An 18,741-nucleotide genomic window follows, 5' to 3' on the forward strand; every position below is an offset into this window, starting at 1 on the left:
GTCGCGGCGCACTCGAGAACGAGGCACCGAGAAGTGACGCTATCGATCGCAGAATCGGGGAGTCGCTTCGTCTGGCGTGTCTTCAGCGGCCGTTCAGCGCGCGCGGAAGAAGTTCGCGAAGGCGCCCTGCAACAACCGTTGACGAGGGGGATGTGCGCAGATACGGGTCGAGACGCTCAACGTCGTCGTCGACACGCGAAGACCGCTCTGGAGCGTACCCCGAACGGGGGTGATCGTGGGAGGGAATCCACCGGGCGTTCACGCGGCGTTCGGCGCCGCGACGCGCGCCGAGACGGGGGTGCGGAAGGTGGGACTCGAACCCACACGCCCGAAGGCACAGGAACCTAAATCCTGCGTGTCTACCGATTTCACCACTCCCGCGAGTGCCCGATCAGTTTAGGTGCTGCGCGGGGCGCGCCCGCGAAGCGGCCGGGCGGATGCCGCGATCGACACGCTGCCGTTCGGAGCGGGCTGCAATGGGTCTTGTGGATAACTTCGGAGTGCGTCATCCGCTGCACCGCATGATGGATGCCATGACCGACCCCGTGCGCACCATCGCCGATCGCGTGCGCACCCGAGTGTTGCGCGACGGGGTCGATCTCACACGCGACGAGTCGGCCGCCGCCCGCTATGCGCACGAAGAGGTGCGTCGCTACAGTGAGCGGGCGCTCGGCGGCGCGCATGCAGGACTCGGCGACGAACACGGCACCACTCGCGACGTCGTCGCCTCGATCACCGGCTACGGGCAGCTGCAGCCGTATTTCGACGATCCAGAGGTCGAGGAGATCTGGATCAACGCCCCCACCAAGGTATTCGTCGCCCGGCACGGGGTGTCCGAGCTGACGACGGTCGTGCTCTCCGACCGCGAGGTGCGCGAACTCGTCGAGCGCATGCTGCAGCACTCGGGCCGACGCGTCGACCTCTCGTCTCCCTTCGTCGACGCGTCGCTCCCCGACGGCTCGCGGCTCCATGTGGCGATTCCCGATGTGGCCCGGTCGCACTGGTCGGTCAACATCCGCAAGTTCCAACGACGAATCCGTTCGCTCACGCAGCTCATCGAACTCGGCTCGATCACCCCTCACGCGTCGGAGTTCCTGCGGATGAGCGTGCTCGCGGGGGCGAACATCCTCGTTTCCGGGGCGACGCACACGGGCAAGACCACGATGCTCAACGCGCTCATGTCGGGTGCCCGCACCGGCGATCGGGTCGTGACCGTCGAGGAGACCTTCGAACTCGACCTCGACGCGCGCGACCTCGTGGCGCTGCAGTGCCGCCAGCCGAGCCTCGAGGGCACAGGCGAGATCACACTGCGACGTCTCATCAAAGAGGCTCTCCGCATGCGACCCGACCGCCTCATCGTCGGCGAGGTGCGCGAAGCCGAAAGCCTCGACCTGCTGATCGCGCTGAACTCGGGGCTGCCGGGCATGTGCACGATTCACGCCAACTCGGCGCGCGACGCGCTTGCGAAGCTCTGCACCCTGCCGCTCCTCGCCGGACGCAACATCGACTCGGCGTTCGTCGTGCCGACCGTGGCGAGTTGCATCGATCTCGTCGTGCACCTCGCCATCGATCGCGATGGCACCCGAAGAGTCGCCGAGATCAGCGCGCCGACCGGCGGATGCAGCGGTGCAGCCGTCGACACCGAGGCGATCTTCGTCACTCGCGGCCGAGAGCTCGTCGCCACAGGCTCGATGCCCGCGCGACTCGAGAAGTACCGCGCAGTCGGGCTCGAACCCGATCTCGTGCTCGCGGCGGCGCCCCGATGAGTCTCGCACTCGGCGCACTGCTGGGACTCGGCGTGCTCCTCACCGTCTCGCCGTTCTTGTGGCCGGCGAAACATCCACGCGCTGATGCCCGGGGTAGCAGTCGGCTTCGCGATGAACTCACGCTCGCCGGGCTCGGCGGCGTTCCGACTGCGGTGATCGTGGTCATCGTCGCCGTGCTGAGCCTCGTGACCGGTGCCATCGCGCAGGCGGTGTTCGACGTGCCAGTGCTCACCGTCGTCGCATCGATACTCGGCGCCGCGCTCGTGCCGCTCCTCGTTCGAGCGCGCGCCACTCGCCGCCGGGCGGTCAACCGGGCGGTATGGCCCGATGTCGTCGATCATCTCGTGGCTTCCGTACGCGCCGGGATGTCACTGCCCGACAGCCTCGGTGCACTCGCCGACCTCGGTCCCGCATCGACCCGGGCTGCGTTCGCATCGTTCGGTGACGAGTACCAGCGCACCGGCAACTTCGGGGCATGCCTCGACCGGCTCAAGAGTGCGCTCGCCGACCCAGTGGCAGATCGAATCCTCGAAACGTTGCGCATGGCCCGCGAGGTCGGTGGCAGCGACGTGACGGCGGTGCTCCGCGGGTTGGCGGGGTACCTCCGCGAAGACGCAGCTCTCCGGGCCGAGGTCGTCGCCAGGCAGTCCTGGATTCGCAATGCAGCACGCCTCGGGGTCGCCGCGCCATGGCTGCTGCTGGTGGTGCTCGCTTCGCGACCCGAGACCATCGCCGCCTACGACTCGTCCGCGGGTGCCGCACTGATCATCGCCGGGGTGGCGGTGACCATCGTGGCGTATCAGGCGATGGTCGCCCTCGGCCGGCTGCCCGAGGAGCGACGATGGTTCCAGTGAACGGCGCCGCAGCGCTCTCGCTCGTGCTCGGCGCGGTGCTCGGACTCGGGCTGTGGCTGATCATGTCGAGCGTGCCCCGTGTGGGTCGGGCGCGCCTGATCGACCGCGTGGCGCCGTACGTCGCCGACATCTCGGCCGAGGCGCGCACCCTGCTCGCGCGTCGACCGGCAGATCCGACGCCGGTGCTGGGCTTCCTCGTGGGGCCGGCCGCCCGCAGCCTTCGCACCCTCGCGTCCGAGTGGCTCGGAGGCGCCGACACGATCGCCAGGCGCCTGCGGCAATCCGGTTCCACATCGTCAGTCGAGCGATTCCGCGGTGAGCAACTGGCGTGGGGCGCGGGCGGATTCGTCATCGCGTCAGCACTCGCCCTGACCTCGCCGGCGTTCAGCTCGATGCCGGCGGTCGCACGCCTCGCGATGCCGTTTCTCGCTGCAGCACTCGGTGTTGTGGTGCGCGACTGGTTCCTGCAGCGGGCCGCCAGCCGGCGGCTCGCGCGCATTTCGGCGGAGCTGCCGACCGTACTCGAATTCCTCACCCTGAGCCTCACCGCCGGTGAGGGCATGCTCGACGCAATCCGACGGCTGGCGGGCGTCGGTTCGGCATCAGGGGAGCTCCCACGAGAATTCGCCGGGGTCGTTGGGGCGGTCGGCACAGGAGTTCCGCTGGGACAGGCGCTGGCCCAGCTCCGCGACGATCTCGAGCACCCTGCTCTCTCCCGCGCGCTCGACCAGATTCTCGGTGCACTCGATCGCGGTGCGCCGCTTGCGGCGGTGCTGCGATCGCAGGCCGGCGACGCGCGTGAAGAAGCCAAGCGCACGATCATCGAGCTCGCCGGGCGCAAGGAGATCGCCATGCTCGTGCCCAAGACAATTGCGGAAAGGTACCTTTGTCGCATGGCGGGGCTGGGCGTGCCTGGCGCTCGGGGGTCGGTGCGAGCGGCTCTGAGCGCTAGCTGGGAGGCCCAGCAGCGCCCGCCTAGGCACACGTACTACCCTGGCAGCCCAACGCGGCAGCGGGGCGCTGGGCGTGCTGGCCCGCGTCTGCCAGGCGCAACCCGCCCTCTGACCTGGGGTTTTCCTGCCAGCCTTGGCCTGTGGTGGCGCGGGGGGCATAATAGTGCACATGGCATTCGCTGTCAAGTACGCATGTGAGGGCACCGGGACAGACCGGCACCCGCGGATGACTATGGCCACGTTCGAGCATGGCACGGCTACCGGGTGGCGTCGTGTCGAGCGGTTTGACGACGCAGCCGACGCCCGACACCTTCCGGATGCTCACGAGTGGGCAAGCAACGCACCCGGTGCGAGGTTCAAGGAGCGCTGCGGCAAATGCGGGCGCACGCCCGAACTCACCTGGGACATGCTCATCCCCGAGCTCGAATCCGCTAGGCTCGCCGGCAAGACGCGAGTCGTACACTCGTACTCCCGATCGCACTAACAACTGAACAGCGCCTGTAGGCGGCGCGTAATCAAGGCATACCTACTCGAAACCGGCAATCCGCCGTAACCCCTCAGCGGGGGATCTTTCGCAGCTTTCGGGCTGCATGTGATCCCTGAGGGGTGCCCGTGTCCATGACGCCACACCAGGCGACGGCCCACGTCGCTGTCGCAGTGCGAGTCGGTGATTCCGAGAGGGAAGTCACCGCCCGCCGCAACCTGGCAGAAGCCAAGATCGCTGAGGCCATCGAGCGCGCGCTTGCCGTTGCGCCGCCACTCACCGCTACTCAGGTTAAGCGCCTGACCGGCCTGCTGCGAACAGGGGGCCGGCGATGAGTGCCCCGTTGGTCCAGGTCGACCTCCCCGGCAAGACGTTCCTTTCGCGCTCCGAGGTGATGCGCGAGCTCAGGTCAGGCCCGCTGCTCGAATGGTTCCGGCCCTTCGCCGAGCACGCTCACGTCGCCCCCCGCATTCCGCACCCGTGGGGTTACATCCACGTGCATGGCGACTGGGGTGCTCAGCCCGCGTGGGAGGTCGTTGGGTATTACTCCCCAGAAGAGCTTGCATGGGGTCTTCAGTCCCTCTTCGGACGTGACCACGACTGGTACACCCGCGACGTGGACGGGCACCTGAACGATCACGAGTGCCACGGGGTGTTCTACTGGCTCCCCACCGACCCGCGTCTGCTGCGCCTGCCGCTGGGAGTGACCCGATGAGCCGCATGCTGCGCGCCGCGCTGGAACTCGCCGAAGCCGGGTGGGCGGTGCTCCCGCTCGACGGCAAGAAGCCCATCACCCCTCACGGCCACCTGGACGCCAGCACTGACGCCCGCACCATCCGTCGCTGGTGGGACACCGGCAACTGGAACATCGGCTCCCCGGTGCCTGACAACTTGCTCGTGCTCGATCTGGACCCCCGCAACGGCGGAACACTCGAAGCCCTGGAGCAGCGCGCCGGGGTGGAGCTGCCGCCGACGCTGGAAGTGACCAGCGGTCGGCGTGACGGCGGGCGACACCTGTACTTCCTCCGTCCGTTCAGGCAGCCGTACAGGGGCAACATCCCCGCGGGTATCGACCTGAAGATCAATGGCTACATGGTGATGCCGCCGAGCGTGCATCCGGACACCGGCAAGCCGTACCGATGGGTCTACCGCGAGGCTGTCCGCCTGCCCCGTCAGGTTGCCGCGTTGATGCTGCCTCGCACCCGGATCACCCGCCGCAACCCGAAGGCCACCGACCCGGTCGCACTCGCTACGTGGGTTCGCACCTTGCAGCCGGGTGAGCGTCACGACGGTCTGCACTGGGCGGCGCGGCGTGCTCACGAAGCGGGCGCAAGAGAGCGCGGGTTGGAGCGCCTTATTGACGCCGCCGAGGACATCGGCATCGACCCGAGCGAGGCGCGCCGCGTAGTCGAGTCGGCCGGTAAGGAGCAGCGCGCGTGACCGCCCCGAAGATGCCCACGAAGAAGATCGTGAGGGAGCCGTCGCCCGAGGAGATGCTAGAGGCCGACGTCAGGGATGAGTTCGACCGGCTCTACATCAAGCAGATCGCCAAGGACCGGTTCGAGCAGCAGCGGCAGGCGGAGCAGGATGCCGACCGCCCCCGGCTGAACGTCATCACCCTTAGCGAGCTGCGCAGTCGTCCGAAGCCTGAGTGGTGGATCGAGGGCATGGTGGCGCAGAGCACTCTCGTTGGCGTCGTCGGCCCGACAAATGAGGGCAAGACGTTCGTCGTCACTGACATGCTCGCGAGCATCGCCACGGACACCGACTGGCACGAGCACAAGGTGATCCCGGGGCGGGTGCTGTACCTGCCGGGTGAGGGTGTCGAGTTCTTCGCGGATCGGGTGGATGCGTGGGCGCAGTACCACATGACCGCCGTAGACGATGAGGACTTCCAGGTCATCGAAGAGGGGTTCAACCTCTCGGACCCGGGTGCCGTAGATGAGCTGTGCACCATCGTCGCTGACGAAGAGTTCGACGTGATCTGCATCGACACCCTGAGCCAGCTTGGCGGCATCGAGAACGAGAACGACAACGCTCAGATGGCTGCCGTGGTACGCGCTGCGCTGCGCATTCGGAAGGCCCGTCCCGGCAGCACCGTGATCCTCGTTCACCACACGAACAAGTCCGGCGGCATCCGCGGTGCCAGCGCCTTGGAAGGCAACCTCGACACGCTCATCATGCTCAAGCCTGGCGACGGTGACCGCAAGGGCTACTTCGCGCTCTCCACCAAGAGCCCCGGCAAGCAGAAGAACGCCGAGCGGGTGACGCTGGATCACTTCCGGCTGGTCGAGAGCGGCCCCGCGCTGGTGGTGGCACGGAAGGCGATTGCTGAGGGGCCGTACCGCGACGCGGTCATGAGCGTGCTCAGTGACGGCGAGTGGCACAAGGCAGCCGAGTTCAAGGCCGCGTGGCCGGGGCCGGATGACTGGAAGGACAGCCGGTACAGGACGACCATCGCGCAGCTTCGCGCGGCGGACATTGTCGTGCAGGACGGCGTCAACAAGGCCGCGCGCTATCGCCGGGGGGACAAGTAATGCGCGGCCCGATCTGGTCCGGTTTGGCGCATAAAACCTTCAGCCGGCAGAGAGAGAACCGCGTAATTACGCGGGATTTGGGTTATGCGCTGGGGTTATGCGTACCCCACGCCAATCTCTCTGAGTTGGCAGTGCCGCGCATAAATGCGGGGCGCATAACAGCCAGCAGGGGAAAGGCAAATGTCATCAACCCAAGACGACATCCCGCCAGAGGCATGACTCACCTTCCACGGCTGTACGGCGATTCATGGCAGCGCACAGGAGGACGCTCATGACGCCTGATGCTGCGTGGGTGCCGCTGAACAAAGCGCTGCAGGACTACACCCCGCCGTGCAGCGGCCTGGACCTGTACACCGCCGATTCTCGGACCGACGAGCAACGGGCGGAGTGCTCATCAATCTGTGCGCGCTGTCCCATCGCTGACCTCTGCGGCGCATACGCCACGGCAGCTAAGGCCGACTCCGGCTTCTGGGCAGGTCGCTCCTACTCCCCGAAGAGGAACAAGTGACCCCCATCAACCACCGCACCGGGCGGTTCCACCCGGCAACCAACACACAGAAGGAATCACCATCATGAGCAAGACCACCGCACTGTCCGTCCAGAACTCGCTGAACTCGGCGCTGAACAACTACAAGGAAAGCGCCGCTGCCGTCAAGGAAGCGCACCGCTCCGCCCGCCAGGCGATCAAGGACGACCCGATGTCCTCGGACCTCGCCAAGAGGCAGAACCTGGAAGCGCTCGACCAGGCCACCCGGAGCAAGCTCGCCGGGCTGAAGGATGAGCAGGCGACCTTCATCAAGGGGCTGCGTGACAAGGTCGAGCGGGACCTTCGGGGGAACCAGCCCAGCGACGCCAACAGCGTCATCCTGCGCCGCGATGCCTCCGACCGTGCCCGCAAGATCGCCGACAAGCGTGAAGCGATGGATGTGCTGAACGACGCCATTGCCAACGGCGACGAGTCCATGGCCCACGCAGTCGGCACCCTGGCCCGGAACACCGCGATGCTCGACGTGGCCGAGGCCTACCAGGCTGCATTCCCGGAGACGGCGGAGTCCGCTGAGGCGCTGGCCTACGTCGAGGCGAACACCAGCGGGGCCGCGTTCAACATGAGCAACAGCATCACCTTCGCGGCACCGAACGTCTGATTCTGCCGCAACCACTCAGAGGCTCCCTGGCACGCGCTGGGGGGCCTCTGGCGTGTGTGGGGCCACCCTGCCCCGTTAGGTCCGAGAGCGAGCGCTCAGAGGCCCTCGCGGACGGGTACGCACCACGGCACCCGGCCAGCCCAAGGCCCGCGCAGTCAGCACATTGCGCAGTGTCAAGCGCCAGGAGTGAACAATGCGTTTGCCTGAAGGGTCCCCTTCAGGCATAGTGCATGTTACTCGAACACACGTTCGACCACTTCAACCAAGGAGGCACACCATGTTCACTCGCACCATCCGCGCTACCGGGGAGAAGCTCACCGTCGCCACCGCTGAAGAGTTCGGCGCTGACCCCGAGGGCGGCAAGTGGATCACGTTCTGTGAGGACCACAAGACCATCGTCAACTCCGCGACGCAGTCGGCGGCCTACTACACCCACGGCGCTGACTTCTGCGACGGCTGCCGGAAGGCTGCCACTGCAGCGGCCAAGCCCGCCGCCAAGCCCACCCCGGCGAAGACCAAGGCAGCGCCCGCCCGCAAGGCCACCCGCTGAACGACCTGAGCCCCCTGCTGCCTGTCGACCGCAGCGGCAGGGGGTTCGCCAACTACGAAGGAGGGCGGGCGCTATGACCACCATGATCGGCTACCTGCGGGTGTCCACCGAGGAACAGGCCCACAGCGGACTTGGCCTGGAGGCTCAGCGCGACACCATCCAGCGGTACGCCGATGCGCACGGCTGGGACGTGATCTGGTACGTGGACGAAGGGCTCAGCGCCAAGTCCCTCGACCGCCCGCAGTTGCAGGCCGCGCTCGCCCGACTGCACGTGATTCCGAAGCGCCGTGATGTGGACGGTGTCGTCGTTGCCAAGCTCGACCGCCTGAGCCGCAGTGTGCACGACTTCTCGGGCATCTTGAAGCTCGCCACTGCGCGCAAGTGGGCTGTCGTGGCCATCGACCTTGGTGTGGACACCAGCACGCCGACCGGCAAGCTCGTCGCCAACGTCATGATGTCCGTCGCTGAGTGGGAGCGAGAGGTGATCGGCGAGCGCACGTCTGCCGCCATGCAAGCCGCCAAGCGTCAAGGCAAGCACATGGGCCGGGTGTCTGCACTCCCGCAGAGCACAGGCGACCGCCTGCTGTCTCTTCGAGCCACGTACACCCACGCCGCCACGGCCGACGCGCTCAACGCCGAAGGCCACACAACTGCGACTGGAGCGCCATGGTCCGCGAACACCGTCGCGAAGGTCCACAAGCGCCTGAGTGCCATCGAGCCCGACTAGCGCTCTTGTTGCGCGATGTCTCGAAGCTGGTCCTGGCGCGCTTGCCGTTGCATCTCCCACTGCTCATCGCGGTAGCTATACACCTCGGTGAAAGAGTCAAAGAATCTGTCGTAGCGTTCGAGGAGTTCCGCGTCCGGTTGCTCCATCCGAGACGCGGTCATCGCGAGGTCGGCAGCGATGTCAGAGAGCGAACTCGCCCAGCCCTTGGGGCTCGAACCGTGATACGAGGCGATCTCAGTGTCCGTTACGGCGGACAGCAGGTTGATCAGGCGATTCCTCAGTTCGCCATCCTTTAGGGCGCCGATGGCTCGGCGGAGGTCCACTTCGAATGCGGGCCATCGCTCTGCGAAGTAGTTCTCGAACCGCGTGTCATCTCCCTGCTCCGGATTCTGCGACTCGATGTAGAGGATCACGCCGAAAAACCCTTCGGCGACGGCCTTGGCACGTGACGCCTCCTCTTCAGCCGCCGCCCGTTGCGCCGCAGCCTCTGCATCAGCCCGCTGTTGGCGGGCGGCCGCTTCGGCCCGTTCGATCTCGCTCTGGGATATCGACTTCTCGTGCGCGATCCGAGCATTTTCGCGCTCTTTGTCTGCCTCGATCCTCGCCTGCTCGGTCTTCCGAGTCGACTTCACCGTCAGCCACGCCACGAATATTGAAACGAGACCAGTCGCCAATATGGTCAGCACCGGCAGAAGCGCGTCCACTCCCGCCACGAAGTCCTCAGAGGTCACTAGCTCACCCTGTTTCGGTGTGCTTCGAAGTAAGCGTGGCGACCGTGGTCCTCCTGGCCGGTGAATCCCTTGAACTCGCCTAGGCGATAGGCAGTGCCCTTCGGCGTCGTTCGCACTTCCAACTCGAAGTCCTGAGCGAGAACTGCCAGCCGACGTTCGACAGAAGCTTCGCTGTATTCGTTGAGTGCTTCGATCAGTCGCTCGATGCCGACAAAATCGTTGGTAGACGCGAGAGCGCGGTACACGGGATCGTGCACGTCCGCCTTCAGCTCGGGAATCTCGTGAGGAACGCCCTTGTGTTCGAGGGCGTCACGAATAGCCCGGCCGACTGCCTCAGCCACGGGCGGAGGGAAGGCGTTCCCGATCTGGCGGTACTGCGAGGTCTTGCGGCCCGCGAATTGCCAGTTGTCGTCCTCGCGCCAACCTTGCAGCCGAGCAACCATCTCGACTGTGAGCCGAGGAAGCTTTACGGACGGCGGCGGGGCGTCCGGACCGGGTGCCTCGTCCGCGACGCCCTTGCCGTCGACACCGAGCGCTGCCCATGCGGCCTTGGCGCGGGTCGGCCCGAGGTCAGCGCCGCCGTGCTTCTTGCTCCCACCGACGATGGTGGGGCCGATTCGGTTGGCGAGAGCTACCCACTCGTCGACGTGCTTCCATCCGTTCGCGCCCATCAGGTCGCGCAGGACCTCGCCGACCGTCGCCTGCTTTTTCCCCGGCTCAGGCCACCGGAAATAGACCGCATCCTCAGGCTTCATCGCCACCAGCACGAACCGGGGCCGGAGCTGTGCCAGTCCAAAGTCGGAGGCCTGGAGCAGCCGCCAATCCGCAACGTAGCCAAGCTGGGTCAGCCGGTCGAGGACGCGCTGTCGATAGCCGGAGAAGCGTGCAGCCGCGAGGCCGCGAACATTCTCGAGGAGAAGCGCTCGCGGCTGGATTACGGCAACCTGCTCGATGGCCCACGCGAATAGGTCGCGCTCGTCCGAGGGCCCCAGCTGCTTTCCTGCGAGCGAGAACGGCGGGCAAGGCACCCCACCCGCGAAAAGGTCCACGCCTTCGTAGTCCGCAGGGCTCCAGACATCAGGGTCGGCAACGTCGCCAACCTCTACCCGGCCTCCGCTGTTCAAGCGCAGCGTTTCAGCTGCTGTCGGGTCCAGTTCCACTGCGAGAACAGCCTCGAAGCCCGCTCGGTGCAGCCCGAGCGCCTGACCGCCTGCCCCAGCGCAGATCTCGACCGATGTCAGGTTGCTCATCCTCAGTGCTCCAGAATCAGTTGGCCAGTGGAAGGCTGGGCGTTGGGCATGTCTATTCTTGCCTCTCTCGAAGGGAAACCGGCCGCACGATGACCGATGAGTTTGGGACGCCGCCGAGCGCGGGTCGCTCTCGGAACATGGCCGCAATCCGCCGCTCCGAAACCAAACCGGAACTCGCGTTCCGGTCGGCTCTCCATCGTGCGGGCTACAGATTCCGGAAGGACATGCGGATGCCCGTCACGGGCGGATACGCCCGTCCAGATGTGGTCTTCACGCGCCGACGCATTGCGGTGTTTATCGACGGCTGCTTCTGGCACTCGTGCCCGGTGCACGGCACTGAGCCGGCGGTCAATCAGGGCTACTGGGGTCCTAAGCTCCAGCGAACCCGCGAGCGTGACGCCCGCGATAACGCTGCCCTCACAGCCGACGGCTGGACGGTAGTCCGAATCTGGGCGCACGTCCCTCCTGCGGAGTCCCTTAGAGCTTTCGAACACATTTTCGATTCTACTGGGGTGCCCGACATTGGAAGTTTAGGCGCGCCGGGGCGGGTTCGGCGAGTTGGTTGAACCATGCGGCAGCGTGCGGCGACAGTTCGGCACGTCCGGCGCTTGACACGGCGAAGTTCGGCTGTCAGCATGGCAATGCACGGCGAGGGCCGCGGTGCAGGATGGAGCCGAACAATGACAGACGCACCGCGACAGTCGTCGCTTGTGAAGGTGGCGACGTATGTCGCGAGCGTGGGCGAGGGTGGCAAGTTCACGAAGCTGGCCATGCTCGAGGCAGTGCCAGGTGTGGCTCAGGCCGACCGCCGAATGCGCGACCTTCGCTCGATGGGTTGGGTCATCGACAACTACAAGATCAACCCGAACCTCTCTCCCGATCAGTACCTGCTGCGCACGATCGGAACGCGGGTGGACCTCGGCGAGAAGCCCGATCTCCAGCGCAAGACGGTCACCGGGGCGAAGCGCCGCCGAATCCTCGACCGCGACGGCCACGTCTGCCAGTCGTGCTTCACTGCGGGCGGAGAGGAGTTCGCCGACGCCCCAGGACGCCGCGCAACTCTCACGATCGGGCACATCGTTCCGATCGCGCGCGGCGGCACAGACGACGATTCAAACCTGCGCGCCGAGTGCCAGCGTTGCAATGACGAGGCGCGTGACAACACTGATAACCCGCCCGACGCAGATGAGGTTCTGACTCAGGCCTCGCGGGGCAGCCGCAAGGACAAGCGTCAGCTGTACCTGTGGATGCGGCAGAACCAGCGGTCTATCTCGGACCAGGAGAAGCTCTTCATCAAGTGGCGCCGACTTCCTCATCACGAGCGTGAGCGCGTGATGAACGCACTCGCGGAACAGGTGATCGCGGAAGAGGACTGAAACTCCCGGACGCTTCGGGCGGCGAGTCGGCCATGCTGGACGCATGACGCTACCGCCCGAACGCCCCGGCGAACCGCTCCTCGTTAAGAAGCGCGAGCTGCCGTTCTCGTATTTCCCGATGCTTCGAACGAACAGGCGCTGGGGTCTGCACTCGATGCTGTATGCGGCCGAGCCCTGGGCTGTCATCAGCGGCGCTGTCCGTGACGCTGCCGCGGCGCGCAAGCTCCCAGATACCGAAGCGAAGAGCGCGCTCTCCTTCGTACGTCAAGCGAAGGAGTACTTCACTGCGGCGGAGCGAGCGGGGGCATTGGAAACGCGGCCCTTGCTCTACTACTACGCGTTTTTGAATCTCGGGAAGGCGATCTCCATCTCGCGGGGTCGGCCGAACATGGTCGGCAAGGTAACGCACGGCGTCGCTCCGATTGACCGATTCGGTTACTCACCCACCACGGCCCAGGTCGTGTTCCAAGCGTCGGGCGGCGGAAAACCGAGCGCCGTTGGCGAGCTGTACGAAGCTCTCGAGGGCAGTCGCATGGCAGGGAAGGACGTACCAGTTGCCGATCTCATGCCGCAGTCCGTTGTGGGCCATCGAATGTGGCGTGCGGGAACTGGAACTCTGCGAAAGGAAAGGTTCTTCGCGCTCGACGACATCCGATGGCGCGAGGACACAACGGCACGGGAGATCTGGCTGAAGCTGTATGTGCGGCGTGACACCCTTCAATCCCATGGGCGACCACTGACCGAGACCCTTCGAGAGTCAGCGCTCGCCAGCACCTTTCGCGCGGTGAGCGATCCAGACGCGGTAGCCCGCGGCCTGCACGCACTTGAGCAGATCACTCCCACCCCGTACACCGACCGTGCGTCCGACGTTGTCATGAACAGTGTTCGTACTCTGCGTGGCAGCACGTGGCAGACGATCACCTCCACGTCGCCCTTCAGGCGCTTCTACATCTACCTCTCTCCGCCGACCGAACAACGGATGCCGCAGTGGATGAGCGTGTACGCGCTCTTCTTCTGGCTGGGCACGTTGACGAGGTACCAACCCGTCGACCTACTGGAGATCCTGGCAGGTCCGTACGGACCCTTCTTTGAAGAGTTCATCGAGACGCAGCCCGCACAACTGCTCTACTACCTCGCGTCTGAGGCCAGAGAGCAGGATGTCTCCAGGCCGGAGATTGTCTGAGCGGAGGGGTTTCGGCGGGGATCGCAACGAGCCCTCGCCGCCCCTGGCAGGAGGACGCTCTGTGCCTGAAGGGGACCCTTCGAGCAAACTGACTCGCAATCGAGTTGTTTCGCGTACGGGTCACCAGTCCCATTCTCGAGGACGTGGCGGGAGCATGGTGTCGAGTGTGGTGGGCTTCCTGATTCCCACCTGGTTGAGAGCTGAGGTCGCGAGGTCGATGGCGGCTTGGACGAAGCGGGCGTCATCCGCCGAGGGATCGACGGTGGCTTGAACGGGGCGGAATCGCCCGCTCAGCGATCGGTGTACTCCGTGCGGCGGGGCGGCTTTCGACTCATGAAACTCGGGCGGCGGACCGGCGGGGTCGTCTAGCTCAACGCCGAGGATGATGTCGTAATCGCCCGCCGGGCTGTCAGTGGAGACGGCATGAATCAGTGCCACAAGTGCGGCAGCGAAAGCTTCGACCGCGAGTGTGGGGACCTGATGTGGTTCGTGATGCTTGCCTGACTTGTCGCGCTCATGCCCTCCGGCGCGCCAGGACAGACCCAAGGAGCCGTCATCAAGGACGACTGCGTGAGCTTCCCGGTAGTCGCCGGGACTGGTTGGGGGTATGTACTGACCGCCAAGTGTTGGACGGTGACGATACGGTTCGACGTCTTCGAGCGGGCCGTACTTCTCGATCCCCGAATGCCACCAGCGGGCCAGCAGCGTCGCTCGATCGAGGATGCTCGTCACCGTCTCTCGCTCGCCGTGTCGCGAACCACGAGCACGAGGCCGAGCGGCGCCGACGAGCACGGCGCGTTCACTCGTGCCAGCCGCCGCTGCCATGTCATCGTAGATCTGTTGCAGCGCTTGTTCGCCGCGGCGCGCTCCATCGAAGCGTGATCGGTACGCGGCTTCCAGTTGGCGTTCCTTCATCCACAGGGTGTCTGCGCCGGTACGCAGCGGCGCACCGAACTGGTCGTTTCGATACACCAGGTGTGGACCATCCGGACTCGCTGGGATCACGAGCGCGACTGCCCGAGTCCCGGTCGTCGAGGGGATCGCGATAGCTTGGACGCCGAATACCGGGGGAGTAATGGCCGCCATGCTCAACTGTCGGATGGTGCGTTCGTAGCTTTCGGTGAGCTCGCCCGCGTCGTGTCGCCCGTCTGCGCCCTTGTTTGTTTCCGTCACGCCAAAGACGATGATCCCGCCACCGGCGTTCGCAAACGCCGCAATATCTTTGACGATGCCCGAGTCGCGAAACTCCTTCTCTGGCGGGAGCAGCTTCTTCCAGTCGAGATCGTCGTCTTCACCGATGCCTTGGGCGACCGCGTCGTCGATCATCTGGTCCGTCAGGGGGCCCGGGCGCTCGCCGAGGGCTCGGTGCAGAGGCGTGTGCAGCATGGGCCCAGCTTACGGAGCAGCCTGCGGTTCAGGATGGCCGGTAACAATTGCTACCGCCAGGTAACCACCACCGTGTCCGGGTCGAACGCCATGCCGCTGCCGCGCGGCATGATCGTCACTGTGACGAGGGTGTCCAGCACGGCGCGCTTGACGTCCATGGACAGCCCATCCCACACCTGGCGCGCGTTGGGTCCGATCAGCTCGGCGGGTACGGCAGGGGGCAGCGCGGCGTCAAGGGCAGCAGCAGTCTGGGCACGGTCGGCCCGCAGCCGCTCGGTGATGCGTGTCAACTGCGCCGCGTCAATGTCACCCGTGGCGAACATGTCGGCAGCGTTGGCCAGGCGGGCATCCAGTGCGTCGATCGTGTCACGTGCCTGTTGCAGTGCGGCAGGGTCGCCCTGGCTAAACAACTGCGCGGCGTCAGGCATCTGCAACCGGCCCACCACGATGCCCTCTACCAGCGTGTCCACGAGGTCTTGTTTGCGGCGCACGCGGTAGCACTCGCTGCATACGTAGCTCGGTGGCTGACGCTTCGCGTTGCCGTTGGCCTGGCGTGTCATGCGGCCCACCGCGCGCACCATCACGCCACCGCACCGGCCACACCTGGCGATGCCCCCGAGCAGGTACTTGGGCGCGCGGCCTGCCGGTGCAGTGCGGCGAACAGGGTCAGTCAGCACGGCCTTGATCCGTTCGTGAGTGTCCTCGTCGATGACGCGAGGGGAGTCGGCAGGGGCGCGGCCTACGACCTGGCCCCTGTGGACAGTCAACCCGGCCAAGCTAGGCCGTAGCAGCAACTGCTTCAGCGTGGTCGAGTTCCAGCGCGCGCCCCGCCCTGGGGTCGGTGTCTGCTGAGCGTCCAAGTCCTTGCAGATCGCCCGCAGCGACTCACCATCGAGCACACGCTGCACTGCGCCCCGGATGGTCGCGGCCTCATCGGGGTCCAGCACGACAGCAGCGCCCTCGCGCCGGTAGCCGTAGCCTGCACGACCGCTGTGGACTCCGTTCACTGCCCGCTGCACGTTCGCGGCGACCTGACGTGTGGCCTTCTGCTCGCCCTCGTACTGGCTCCATGCGGCCACGGTGCGCGCCACCGCACGCCCTGCCGGTGTGGTCAGGTCAAGAGTGCCCGCCGTCACGGTGTACACGGGCACATTCAGCGCGATGACCCGTTCCAGGTCTCGGGTCAGGCGCAGCAGGCGATCCTGATGCCACGCGATGATGGCCGTGGGCTGAGCGTCCAGCATGGCCTCAAAGCCGGGGCGCACCTTGCCGCTCGTGGCGCTGATGTCGTTGTCGGAGTAGACCTTCACCACGCGCAGCCCTAGCTTCTTCGCCAGGGCGCGGCATTCCTTCTCCTGGCGCGCAACGGCCAGCGCCTCGCCGGTGCGGTCGAGGCTGACGCGGGTGTAGATGACGCAATCCATGAAGGTACCTTAGCGCCATGCTGGTGCCGCTGATCTTCCTGATTCTGCCGGTGACCATCGCGTTCGCACTGTTCCCCGGCTACCTCGTGCTGCAAGCGGGGTTCTGATGGCCCTCGCCACCGACCGCGCGACTCCGCGCACCGAAGAAGGGAACTCCCATGCGTCATTGGATTCAGGCACGCCTCGGCAACGAGCGCGGCGACGTACCCGGTTGGGTGCTGATCACGCTCATGACCGCGGGACTCGTGATCGTCATCTGGGGGCTCGCGGGCCCGGCGCTGTCGGGCGTCTTCGACCAGGCGATCAGCCGGGTACTGGGCGGCGTCTGAGTCTTCCGACGCTGCTGGCGCGCACCGGTGCGCTCGTGCGGGACGAGCGCGGCTCGACCGTCGCCGAGTTCACCATGGTGGGCATCCTGCTCACGGTGCTCGCACTGGCCGTGGTGCAGCTGGCACTCGCGCTGCACGTGCGCAATACCGTGCTCGACGCAGCCGCAGAAGGTGCGCGGTACGCGTCCCTCGCCGGGTCGAGCGAGATGGCTGGCGTCGCCCGTACCCGGGAGTTGATCGACGCGGCCATCGCCGCAGAGTATGCCGACGATATCGTCGCTGGACTCGGATCCGTCGGCGGTGTCCCGACGGTCTCGGTCACAGTGCGTGCGCCGCTTCCCGTCATCGGCCTCCTTGGCCTCGAACGAACGCTGGAGGTGACGGGGCATGCGGCGCTCGAGATGGTCGATTGAAACGGGATCGGCCTCGCTCGAGTTCTTGACGGTCGGCATCATCCTGTTGGTGCCGCTCGTCTACCTCGTACTCGCGATGTCCTCGATCCAGGGCGGCGCGCTCGCGGTGGAGGGGGCGGCCCGCCAGGCTGCTCGCGTCGCGGTGCTGGCGATCGATGCCGGCGCTGCGGATGCCGCGGTCGAACGGGCCGTGCGAGTGACCCTCGACGACTACGGCCTGGATGCCGACGCGGCATCCGTCGTCGTCTCGTGCACGCCGTCAGGCGATTGCCTCGCTGCTGAAGAGCGCGTGCGGGTCACGGTCGCCGCGAGGGTGTCGCTGCCGCTCGTTCCCGAGTTCCTCTCCCTCGATCGTGCGACGAGCGTGCCGCTCGAGGCGAGCGCAACGCAGACGGTGTCGAGATTCACCGCCGCGAGCAGCCGATGATCGCCCGGTTGCGAGCCCGCCTCGACCGTGAGGAGCAAGGGTCGACGATGCTTCTCACGATCTTCTACTGCGTGCTCGGCATCTCACTCGTACTCGTGGTCGTCTCGGCGACGTCGCTCTACCTGGAGCGCAAGCGGCTCTTCACTCTCGCCGACGGCGCCGCGCTCGCCGCGGCCGAAGCCTGGAGCCTCGACGCCGTGCAACTCGACGGTGATCACCTCTCGCTCGCACTCGACTCGGCCGAAGTCGGCACGGCGGCCGGCACCTACCTCGGAGACGCCGTGCACAGCCTCCGCGACGTCGCGCTCGTTCGCGCGGCATCCGACGACGGCCAGAGCGCGACCGTCACGTTGCGTGCCGTCTGGTACGCGCCGATCCACACCGAGTTCCTGCCGGTGTCGGTGCCGATCGAAGTGACCGCGACCGCGCGATCGGTGTTCCACTGATGCCGCGCACGGCCGGGTTCCGTCGAGCGCGCGGGGTGCGATTGACTGGAGGCATGACCGTCGAGATCTCAGACCACTTCACCCGCATCCTCTCTGCACCGGTGTTCGCCCACCTCGGCACCGTGCGCCCGAACGGCGAGGTGCAGGTGAACCCGATGTGGTTCGAGTTCGACGCCGAGACGCAGACGATCCGGTTCACGCACACCTCGAAGCGCGCGAAGTTCCGCAACCTGCAGGCCGACCCGCGCATGACCCTCGAGATGACCGACCCCGAGAACCCGCTCAAGTACGTCGAGGTGCGCGGCGCGCTCGCCGAGGTGATCCCCGACCCCGAAGGTGCCTTCTACGTGCACCTCGGGCAGCGCTACGGCAACCCGCACGAACAGGCGCCCGCCGACAAGGCCGACCGGGTCATCCTCGTGATGCGCATCGCGAAGGTCAACGGACGCTGAGCCATGAGTGAAGACAGGTCACCTCGAAGTCCGTCGCGGGCCGACGGCCGGCGATACGCGTGGACGGCCATCATCGCCGTCGCGATCGTCGCGGTCGCACTCTTCACGCCGGCGATCGCATCGCTGCCGTTATCGGCACTGGGTGTCGTGCTCGGCCTCCGCGCGCGGCGCGAGACGAAGAACGACCCCACGCTCGTCGCCGGCTGGCTCTGGATCGGTGCCGTCGTGGTCGGCGGCTTCGTGCTCGTCTCGCAGCTCATCCTCGTCGTGCTGTCGCTGACCACCACCGGCTGAGCCGGCCACGCCGC

Annotated in this window: 23 protein-coding genes and 1 tRNA gene; 19 read left to right on the forward strand and 5 right to left on the reverse strand. The window is 66.3% G+C overall.

Annotation, left to right across the window (positions count from 1 at the left end; all coding sequences use genetic code 11):
- Positions 1–299 precede the first annotated feature (299 nt).
- A tRNA-Leu gene (locus AC6CH0_RS11450) sits at positions 300–381 on the reverse strand.
- A gap of 152 nt (positions 382–533) precedes the next feature.
- On the opposite strand from AC6CH0_RS11450, the gene AC6CH0_RS11455 reads away from it, so the two are divergent.
- The 10 genes from AC6CH0_RS11455 (at position 534) to AC6CH0_RS11500 (ending at position 9,016) form a co-directional block, all read left to right on the forward strand.
- On the forward strand, positions 534–1,766 hold the full coding sequence (locus tag AC6CH0_RS11455) for a TadA family conjugal transfer-associated ATPase (RefSeq protein WP_498100796.1): 1,233 nt from the start codon (positions 534–536) through the stop codon (positions 1,764–1,766).
- On the forward strand, positions 1,763–2,620 hold the full coding sequence (locus tag AC6CH0_RS11460) for a type II secretion system F family protein (RefSeq protein WP_498100798.1): 858 nt from the start codon (positions 1,763–1,765) through the stop codon (positions 2,618–2,620). The genes AC6CH0_RS11455 and AC6CH0_RS11460 overlap by 4 nt, the downstream gene beginning before the upstream one ends.
- A gap of 23 nt (positions 2,621–2,643) precedes the next feature.
- On the forward strand, positions 2,644–3,771 hold the full coding sequence (locus tag AC6CH0_RS11465; RefSeq protein WP_498100800.1) for a type II secretion system F family protein: 1,128 nt from the start codon (positions 2,644–2,646) through the stop codon (positions 3,769–3,771).
- A gap of 617 nt (positions 3,772–4,388) precedes the next feature.
- Complete coding sequence (locus AC6CH0_RS11470) at positions 4,389–4,772, forward strand: hypothetical protein (protein WP_498100802.1); 384 nt, start codon at positions 4,389–4,391, stop codon at positions 4,770–4,772.
- Positions 4,769–5,497 (forward strand): bifunctional DNA primase/polymerase, encoded by a 729-nt coding sequence (locus AC6CH0_RS11475; RefSeq protein ID WP_498100804.1) that lies wholly within the window; start codon positions 4,769–4,771, stop codon positions 5,495–5,497. Before AC6CH0_RS11470 ends, AC6CH0_RS11475 begins: the two co-directional genes overlap by 4 nt.
- Positions 5,494–6,594 carry an AAA family ATPase gene (locus tag AC6CH0_RS11480; RefSeq protein ID WP_498100805.1) on the forward strand — a complete coding sequence of 367 codons (1,101 nt, stop codon included), beginning with the start codon at positions 5,494–5,496 and terminating at the stop codon, positions 6,592–6,594. Before AC6CH0_RS11475 ends, AC6CH0_RS11480 begins: the two co-directional genes overlap by 4 nt.
- Positions 6,595–6,865: 271 nt before the next feature.
- Positions 6,866–7,102, forward strand: a complete 237-nt coding sequence (locus AC6CH0_RS11485; protein ID WP_498100807.1) for a WhiB family transcriptional regulator — start codon at positions 6,866–6,868, stop codon at positions 7,100–7,102.
- Positions 7,103–7,166: 64 nt separating this feature from the next.
- Complete coding sequence (locus tag AC6CH0_RS11490; protein ID WP_498100809.1) at positions 7,167–7,739, forward strand: hypothetical protein; 573 nt, start codon at positions 7,167–7,169, stop codon at positions 7,737–7,739.
- A 277-nt stretch (positions 7,740–8,016) separates the two neighbouring features.
- A complete protein-coding gene (locus AC6CH0_RS11495) occupies positions 8,017–8,289 on the forward strand; it encodes a hypothetical protein (protein WP_498100811.1) in 273 nt (90 codons plus the stop codon).
- 73 nt (positions 8,290–8,362) lie between these two features.
- Positions 8,363–9,016 carry a recombinase family protein gene (locus AC6CH0_RS11500; protein ID WP_498100812.1) on the forward strand — a complete coding sequence of 218 codons (654 nt, stop codon included), beginning with the start codon at positions 8,363–8,365 and terminating at the stop codon, positions 9,014–9,016.
- Here the strand turns inward: AC6CH0_RS11500 and AC6CH0_RS11505 are convergent.
- Together AC6CH0_RS11505 and AC6CH0_RS11510 are read right to left on the reverse strand one after the other, a co-directional pair.
- Positions 9,013–9,747, reverse strand: coding sequence for a hypothetical protein (locus AC6CH0_RS11505; protein WP_498100814.1), 735 nt, complete (start codon positions 9,745–9,747; stop codon positions 9,013–9,015). The genes AC6CH0_RS11500 and AC6CH0_RS11505 overlap by 4 nt on opposite strands.
- Positions 9,747–10,997, reverse strand: coding sequence for a DNA cytosine methyltransferase (locus AC6CH0_RS11510; protein ID WP_498100816.1), 1,251 nt, complete (start codon positions 10,995–10,997; stop codon positions 9,747–9,749). Before AC6CH0_RS11510 ends, AC6CH0_RS11505 begins: the two co-directional genes overlap by 1 nt.
- Positions 10,998–11,086: 89 nt before the next feature.
- Here AC6CH0_RS11510 and AC6CH0_RS11515 point away from each other — a divergent pair, with 89 nt between their 5' ends.
- The 3 genes from AC6CH0_RS11515 (at position 11,087) to AC6CH0_RS11525 (ending at position 13,556) form a co-directional block, all read left to right on the forward strand.
- Positions 11,087–11,563, forward strand: coding sequence for a very short patch repair endonuclease (locus AC6CH0_RS11515; RefSeq protein ID WP_498100818.1), 477 nt, complete (start codon positions 11,087–11,089; stop codon positions 11,561–11,563).
- A 69-nt stretch (positions 11,564–11,632) separates the two neighbouring features.
- A complete protein-coding gene (locus AC6CH0_RS11520; protein WP_498100820.1) occupies positions 11,633–12,373 on the forward strand; it encodes an HNH endonuclease in 741 nt (246 codons plus the stop codon).
- Between the two features lie 43 nt (positions 12,374–12,416).
- Complete coding sequence (locus AC6CH0_RS11525) at positions 12,417–13,556, forward strand: YaaC family protein (protein WP_498100822.1); 1,140 nt, start codon at positions 12,417–12,419, stop codon at positions 13,554–13,556.
- A 120-nt stretch (positions 13,557–13,676) separates the two neighbouring features.
- On the opposite strand, the gene AC6CH0_RS11530 is transcribed toward AC6CH0_RS11525, so the two are convergent.
- Both AC6CH0_RS11530 and AC6CH0_RS11535 read right to left on the reverse strand, forming a co-directional pair.
- Positions 13,677–14,942, reverse strand: coding sequence for an AlbA family DNA-binding domain-containing protein (locus tag AC6CH0_RS11530; RefSeq protein ID WP_498100824.1), 1,266 nt, complete (start codon positions 14,940–14,942; stop codon positions 13,677–13,679).
- 50 nt (positions 14,943–14,992) lie between these two features.
- A complete protein-coding gene (locus AC6CH0_RS11535; protein WP_498100826.1) occupies positions 14,993–16,366 on the reverse strand; it encodes a recombinase family protein in 1,374 nt (457 codons plus the stop codon).
- 158 nt (positions 16,367–16,524) lie between these two features.
- On the opposite strand from AC6CH0_RS11535, the gene AC6CH0_RS11540 reads away from it, so the two are divergent.
- Genes AC6CH0_RS11540 through AC6CH0_RS11565 form a run of 6 tightly spaced genes read left to right on the forward strand, consistent with a single transcriptional unit; the run spans position 16,525 to position 18,727 of the window.
- Positions 16,525–16,695, forward strand: a complete 171-nt coding sequence (locus AC6CH0_RS11540; protein ID WP_498100828.1) for a hypothetical protein — start codon at positions 16,525–16,527, stop codon at positions 16,693–16,695.
- 35 nt (positions 16,696–16,730) lie between these two features.
- A complete protein-coding gene (locus tag AC6CH0_RS11545) occupies positions 16,731–17,108 on the forward strand; it encodes a TadE/TadG family type IV pilus assembly protein (protein WP_498100830.1) in 378 nt (125 codons plus the stop codon).
- Positions 17,083–17,535, forward strand: a complete 453-nt coding sequence (locus AC6CH0_RS11550; protein WP_498100832.1) for a hypothetical protein — start codon at positions 17,083–17,085, stop codon at positions 17,533–17,535. The genes AC6CH0_RS11545 and AC6CH0_RS11550 overlap by 26 nt, the downstream gene beginning before the upstream one ends.
- A gap of 47 nt (positions 17,536–17,582) precedes the next feature.
- Positions 17,583–17,981: a pilus assembly protein TadG-related protein gene (locus AC6CH0_RS11555; RefSeq protein WP_498100834.1), complete on the forward strand. Its 399-nt coding sequence runs from the start codon at positions 17,583–17,585 to the stop codon at positions 17,979–17,981.
- Between the two features lie 53 nt (positions 17,982–18,034).
- Positions 18,035–18,433: a PPOX class F420-dependent oxidoreductase gene (locus AC6CH0_RS11560; protein WP_498100836.1), complete on the forward strand. Its 399-nt coding sequence runs from the start codon at positions 18,035–18,037 to the stop codon at positions 18,431–18,433.
- Between the two features lie 3 nt (positions 18,434–18,436).
- Positions 18,437–18,727, forward strand: a complete 291-nt coding sequence (locus tag AC6CH0_RS11565) for a hypothetical protein (protein WP_498100838.1) — start codon at positions 18,437–18,439, stop codon at positions 18,725–18,727.
- The last annotated feature ends 14 nt before the right edge of the window (positions 18,728–18,741 follow it).

This window comes from Agromyces sp. GQ35 (assembly GCF_059758475.1).